The sequence below is a fragment of the Lactobacillus psittaci DSM 15354 genome (genome assembly GCF_000425905.1).
GTDB lineage: Bacteria > Bacillota > Bacilli > Lactobacillales > Lactobacillaceae > Lactobacillus > Lactobacillus psittaci.
Genome location: NZ_AUEI01000017.1, coordinates 1 through 6,476 on the forward strand (window position 1 = coordinate 1; position 6,476 = coordinate 6,476).

5 protein-coding genes are annotated in these 6,476 nt (G+C 38.5%); 3 read left to right on the plus strand and 2 right to left on the minus strand.

All coding sequences use genetic code 11. The annotated features are described in order from the left end of the window. A partial coding sequence (locus H628_RS07455) for an SLAP domain-containing protein (protein ID WP_051237962.1) occupies positions 1–1,629 on the minus strand: 1,629 nt, incomplete at its 3' end. 586 nt (positions 1,630–2,215) lie between these two features. Between H628_RS07455 and H628_RS0104105 the strand changes: the two genes are divergently transcribed. From H628_RS0104105 to H628_RS0104115, 3 genes are all read left to right on the plus strand, one after another. Further along, a complete protein-coding gene (locus H628_RS0104105) occupies positions 2,216–3,082 on the plus strand; it encodes a hypothetical protein (RefSeq protein ID WP_027825329.1) in 867 nt (288 codons plus the stop codon). Positions 3,083–3,210: 128 nt separating this feature from the next. Further along, a complete protein-coding gene (locus H628_RS0104110; protein WP_236692262.1) occupies positions 3,211–3,570 on the plus strand; it encodes a hypothetical protein in 360 nt (119 codons plus the stop codon). 88 nt (positions 3,571–3,658) lie between these two features. Next, on the plus strand, positions 3,659–5,704 hold the full coding sequence (locus H628_RS0104115; RefSeq protein ID WP_027825331.1) for a KUP/HAK/KT family potassium transporter: 2,046 nt from the start codon (positions 3,659–3,661) through the stop codon (positions 5,702–5,704). Positions 5,705–6,074: 370 nt separating this feature from the next. On the opposite strand, the gene H628_RS07665 is transcribed toward H628_RS0104115, so the two are convergent. Further along, positions 6,075–6,227 carry a hypothetical protein gene (locus tag H628_RS07665; protein WP_155825164.1) on the minus strand — a complete coding sequence of 51 codons (153 nt, stop codon included), beginning with the start codon at positions 6,225–6,227 and terminating at the stop codon, positions 6,075–6,077. Positions 6,228–6,476: the final 249 nt, after the last annotated feature.

The following is a 6,476-nucleotide window of genomic DNA, read 5'->3' on the forward strand; positions in this document are numbered from 1 at the left end:
AGTACCAAGACGGTACATTACACGACCATTGATAGTTTTCTTAGCGAATACCTTCCAACGTGAACCGTTGTTAACTACTTGGTCTTGGTACTTACCTTCTGAGTTAAGCAACTTAACGCCACCCTTACCGTTGTAACGAACAGTTGCTACACCTGAAACAGCTTCTTCACCGTTGTCGCTCTTCTTAGTGTCAGTGTTTGATGAAGCACCATCAATGTAACCAGCTTGTACCCATTGAGTCTTGTCCTTGTTAATTGCGTAGTACTTAACACCGTTAATAGTTTGGTCACCGTAAACAGTTACTTGAGTACCGTGAGCAATACGTGAACCAGTAAATGCAACTTGGTCTGAAGGTAAGATTGACCATACGTTTACACCGTAACCTGGTACGTAGTGGATAGTGCCTTGGAATTCGCCATCAGCATTCTTAACAACAACATTGTAAGTCCAAGTAGTAGTGTAACCATCTACGTTAGTTGCCTTAACAGTAGCTTTGTACATACCTGGCTTTGAAGTATCAACATTAGTGTTACCCTTGTCAACAGTAACTTGTTCCAAAGTTGCGTTGTTCTTTGAACTAAATACAGCAGTAATGTCTTTAGTCAAGTTGAAGTCTGAACCAAGCTTTACGTAAACAGTCTTGTTAACGTTAAGTGGCTTGTCAGTAGTTGCATCACCTTGTGCTACTGGTTGATTCTTGTAAGAAATGATTGGGTATAATGAAGCATCTGCCTTCTTGCCTGCAAAGACAATACGTACAGTAGCTTTCTTGCCGTTGTCAGCATTAGTACCAGTTACATCAACGTAGAAGCCACCCTTTGGAAGGTTAAGCTTAGCATCACCATTTTGCTTGTCAAATGAGTCTGCCAAACCTTCAACGTTTTGCTTCTTTAATGAGTCGTATACAAAGCGTTGTGCATCGCCCCAGCTGATAGTGCGATCTTGAGTATCAGTTGAGTTGTTGTGGAATGCCAACTTCATACCGTGATCAAAAGTTGAAATCATTGATGCGATTGACTTAATAGTTGGGTCATTGTAAGTGTAAGTTGCGTTTACAACTGCGCCGTCGTTGTATACTGAGCCGTTGTAAGTGAAGTATGGGTTGCCCCATGCATTGCTATCAACGTATTTAACTGGAACAATAACTCTAATATCAGTTACAAGGCTACTGTCTGATGAAGTCTTTGATTGCCCATTTAATACATAAGCAGTTCTTGCCTTTGGAGTGGTTACAGTAACTGATAATACTTGGTAGTATGTCTTGCCAGTTTCTAATGTAGTGTTTGCTGGATTCATTGATTCAGCTGATGAGTTACTTGCAACAGCATTTTGTGCCTTGTCAAGGCTGTCGTACCAGTTTGCAACTGGGGCAATAGTTGATACACCAAAGCCTTCCTTGTCAAACTTAATTGCACTTGAACCAACTACTGGAGTATCAGCAATCTTGTTGCTGTTTACAGTAACAGTGTCAGCAGTAACGTTTACCTTGTTATCAGTAGGGGTAGTAGTTGAACCGTGATCTGGGTTAACGATGTCGGCATTTGCGACATTAACAACATTAGCAGCGACAGGAGCGACAGCTAATAAAGCTGCAGCAGCTGCGCTAGCGATTCTAATATTTCTCTTCATGTGGTCATGTCCTCCTTTAAAAAATCCAATATATTCAGCATAACGCGCAATAGGCAATGACAGATAGCGAGAAAAAAGAGCTAAGAAGTCAAGGGAGCCATCAGCAAAACCGCGATTAAACGGCAAGAGAAATGCTACGGGCCAGGATGCAACCTCGTTGCAAAGTCCTATTACTTACCACGTGAGTTATTATACCGCAAGCCACAAAAAAATCAAAGTAAGTACGTAATTTTTACACGAAAAATTCAAACTTTTTTGAAACTACATCCCTCAAATGAAGATGTTGTATTAAGCAAAACTGTTGAAATATCAACATTTCCTCCAAAGCTCTGCTTTTTATCTACTAGATAAAAAGTTTTTTCAAAAAATTTTGATTTTATCCCTATGTACCCAACCTAATCATTTCATTAGCTTGTTCTTCTATATAATAACACATTTCTTTTACTTTTGATTACTCTTTTCACTTCCTTTATTTACAGATTGAGGATAAACTCCATTCTTTCTGACTTTCCTATTTTTTAACTACGTGCTCTTTTGTTATAATGTGGATGAGATTTCATTGGATCCTAATTGGGAGGTATTTTTAATGAAGAAATCTGTAATTTGGTCAATTATTATCGCAGTAATTGTGATTGCTGGTGGTGGTTTTGTCTTCTATAACCACGAATCAAGTAATCACACTAACGTCTCTACTTCTGCTTATGCAACTCAAATGAGTCAAGGCAAAGATGCTGCTAAGGAAGAAAAGTATGATGATGCTGCTGATCACTTTAACCACGCTTATGAATTGAAGGCTACTAGTGAAGCTAAGACTTATGCTAAGCAAGCTGAGAATATGTCAGATGCAATTACTTATGCTAAGCGGGCTCACTACACTACTGCCTTAACTAGTGTGCAAAAGGTAATTGATGCTAAGGCTGGCTATCAAGTATTAACTACTAAGGGTAAGGAATTAAAAACTACTTTAACTAAGGTAGAAGAAAACTACGAAAACGAAATTCAACCTTTACAAGATGCCGCTCAAAAAGCTGAAGCTAATAAAGACTGGCAAAAAGCTATCAATAATTATGAAGAAATTCTAGAATTAAGTTATATTAATGGTAAATACTACCAAGCAATTAAGAAAGATGCCGAAGCTTCTATTAAAGCTGACAAGAAGAAGTTAAAGGAAGCAAAGGAAAATAAGGCTAGCGCTAAGTCAAGTACTAGTTCTAATGCTGCAAGCTCAAGTTCAGATAGTCGCTACTCTGAAAATGACCACACTGTTAATGGAAGCAACGTTTCATTATCAACTCAAGATCAAATTAGAAATCGCTTGAAGGCTTTAGGGATTAGTCCAAATCCTTGGAGTCCACAAGATTTAATTAATTTGTATCGTTATGCAACTACTCAAGGCCACAAGACCCCTAACGACATCACTAAGAGTGACGTTGAAAACTATCTCAAGCCTTAAAATAGTTGATTTTATACCTATTTCTCGGTAGAATTACAAGTGATTTTATTTATATCTAATTAAGCAAGTAAAGGAGTACTACCTTGGCTGAAGAAAATAACAAAAAAACAGATGAATTTGAAGTTGTAATGCCTGAAGCTAACCGGGTGGAAATGCCTAAGTCTGAATTCAAGGAAGAACCAGCATATTTACAAAACTTTGCTAACTTCTACATTGCAAAGTACAACGAAAATGACCTTGAAATCATGGGTTCTTTTGATAAGAAGGGAAACATTTTAGACATTAACACATACCTACTCAGCAATATTAACTTCTCACGTAAAGAATTAGTGAAGCATGTCTTAAATATCCATGACTACAACTTCAAGAGCTTACTTGAAGAAATTGTAGCTAAGAGCAAGATTAATCCAGAAGACTTTGCTACTTTCGAAGACTGGGATAACTGGTATGAAGCTGAACGTCGTCAAGTTCCAGGAAGTTGGTCATAGTCTTTGTCCTAAAACTTGGGGCAAGAAAGAATGTCAATTGGCATTCTTTTTTTGTTAAAAGGCTTTTTCAAAATGAAAGGGTTAGAAAATGAGTTTAAAAAAGCGTGATCGATTAACCTTATCTGGTTTATTAATCGCAATTGGGATTGTTTATGGCGATATCGGAACTAGTCCACTATATGTTATGAAGTCAATTGTGGCTGGTAACGGTGGAATGGGCCAAATTAACCGGGAATTAATCTTGGGTTCCATTTCTTTAATTCTATGGACTGTTACCCTCTTAACGACACTTAAGTACGTAATTATTGCCTTAAGAGCGACTAACCACGGTGAAGGTGGAATCTTCGCCCTCTATGCTTTGGTGCGTAAACGTGCTAAGTGGCTAGTAATTCCAGCTTTAGTTGGTGGGGCAGCGATTTTAGCCGACGGCGCACTGACCCCGGCCGTAACTGTAACTACTGCAATTGAAGGACTAAAGGGAATGGACTTTGGCGGTAGCGTCATTGTTTCTACGCAGGCAATGGTTATTTTTATTACCGTCTGCATTTTGCTCTTGCTCTTTATGATTCAGAGAATGGGAACCAGCATTATTGGTAAGGCATTTGGTCCAATTATGCTAGTTTGGTTCAGCTTTTTGGGAATAGTCGGCTTAATCAATATGGCTGGCGACTGGTCAATTTTACAAGCTTTAAATCCAGTCTATGCCGTGAAGGTGCTGTTTAGTCCTGCTAATAAGGTTGGGATTTTTATTTTAGGTTCTATCTTCTTAGCAACAACTGGGGCTGAAGCCCTTTATTCTGATGTTGGTCATGTCGGTAAGAAGAACATCATTGGTTCTTGGCCATATGTCTTTGTTTGCTTGGCTTTGAACTACCTTGGTCAAGGGGTTTGGATTTTGAATCACAAGGGCTTCACCACAACTGGCGACTTTAACCCCTTCTATCAACTAGTTCCTGAAGGCATGCGGATTTTTGCCATTATCTTAGCAACCATGGCAGCCATTATTGCTTCACAAGCTTTGATTACTGGGTCATTTACCTTAGTTTCTGAAACTATCCAGCTGAAGTTTTTACCAAGAATGAACATCATGTATCCTACAACTGAACAAGGACAAATTTACATTCCTTCAGTCAACAAGATGCTTGGTTTTACTACGATTGCAGTAGTCTTCTTCTTCCAAACTTCAGAACACATGGAATCAGCTTATGGTCTGGCCATTACGGTTACGATGTTAATGACCACGATTTTGCTCTTTGAATACCTTAATAAGATTGGCGTACCACATATCTTGCGCTATCTCTTCTTGTTATTCTTTGCAGCATTAGAAGTAATGTTTTTAATCTCAAGTTTGATTAAATTTGTTCACGGAGGTTATGTTACTGTAATTATCGCTGGCTTCATCGGAATTGTTATGTACATTTGGTATTTTGGTAACAAGGTACGCGACAAACGTGAATCACGTAATTCTTATGTTCGTTTAGACGAATATACTGCGATGCTGACAGCTTTAAGCCACGATGAAAATTACCCAACTTATGCCACTAACTTAGTTTACATGGCTAAGGTTAAGTACAATAAGTTCATCAAACGTGAAGTGCTTTACTCAATCTTAGATAAGCGCCCTAAACGGGCTAAAGCTTACTGGTTCGTAACAGTAAATGTCACCAACGAGCCATTCACCGCGGAATACGCAGTTAATACTTATGGCACTAAGAACGTGATTAACATTCAGCTCTACCTCGGATTTAAGAAACAGACTAGTGTGAATGTTTACTTGCGGCAGATTATTCATGACTTAATTGCCGATGGCACAATTGAATCACAACCACAAGAATACACCACCACTCCAGGACGAGATGTTGGTGACTTCAGCTTTGTCATTGTGCAAGACGTAGTTAGTCCGCAAACTGAGTTAACCAACTACGAAAAATGGATTATCCAAGCACGGGTTGGTTTACAGAATTATTCTTCTAACCCAGCAAGTTGGTTCGGCTTAGACTATGCAGATACTGTTGTCGAACGGGTGCCATTAATTTTAGGTCGTCCCGCTCCTAGTTATATTAAGCGCGTCGATCCAATCGACTATTCTAACTTGAAAAAGCACAAGTTAGAGACTGATGAAAACAAGGCTTAATAAGTAGTCCTCACAAGTGTGAGGGCTTTTTTATTGGGATAAATTGACTATTTAATTTATTCACCGTAAAATATAATTATCGAAGGTTAAAAAAAGAGGCACCACTTTTGTGATACCTCTGGAGCTTAAGCGTCCACCTCCGGCTATTTTTTAATAATTGTTACAAAAACGACCATCAGCTTTGCAGAGCTAAGACGGTCGTTTTTCTTTGCTTCTTGATGCGCTAGGTCAATCAGGACTTTGAGCCAATTCAAATAAGGTATTTTATAATTGACTGTATTAATATCTCATCGTAAAATATAACTATCGAAGGTTAAAAAAAGAGGTATCACTTTTGTGATACCTCTGGAGCTTAAGCGTCCACCTCCGGCTATTTTTTAGTTATGATAACAAAAACGACCATCAGCTTGGCAGAGCTAAGACGGTCGTTTTTCTTTGCTTCTTGGCGTTTACGATTACCGCGATAGATAATCACATCAAGAAGCAAATGAGCTAAGTCTATTAAGACTTTTGCCCAATCCAATACGACATCCTCCTTCTTTTAGATTTCAGTTGAGTATGATTACCTTGAACCATACGCATCACCTACTTTCTTTTAAAACAAGCCGGAGGGGACGCCTTAACTAAGCTCCATTCCAACATTTTACCTGAACTTCGTTTTGCGAACAACTGTTTTTTTGCGTAAAAATAGATTTACTTCAAAGTATGTCAGAGCCTTATATTCATTGTTTGACTATTTGACTCTTTCACCGTAAAATATAACTATCGAAGG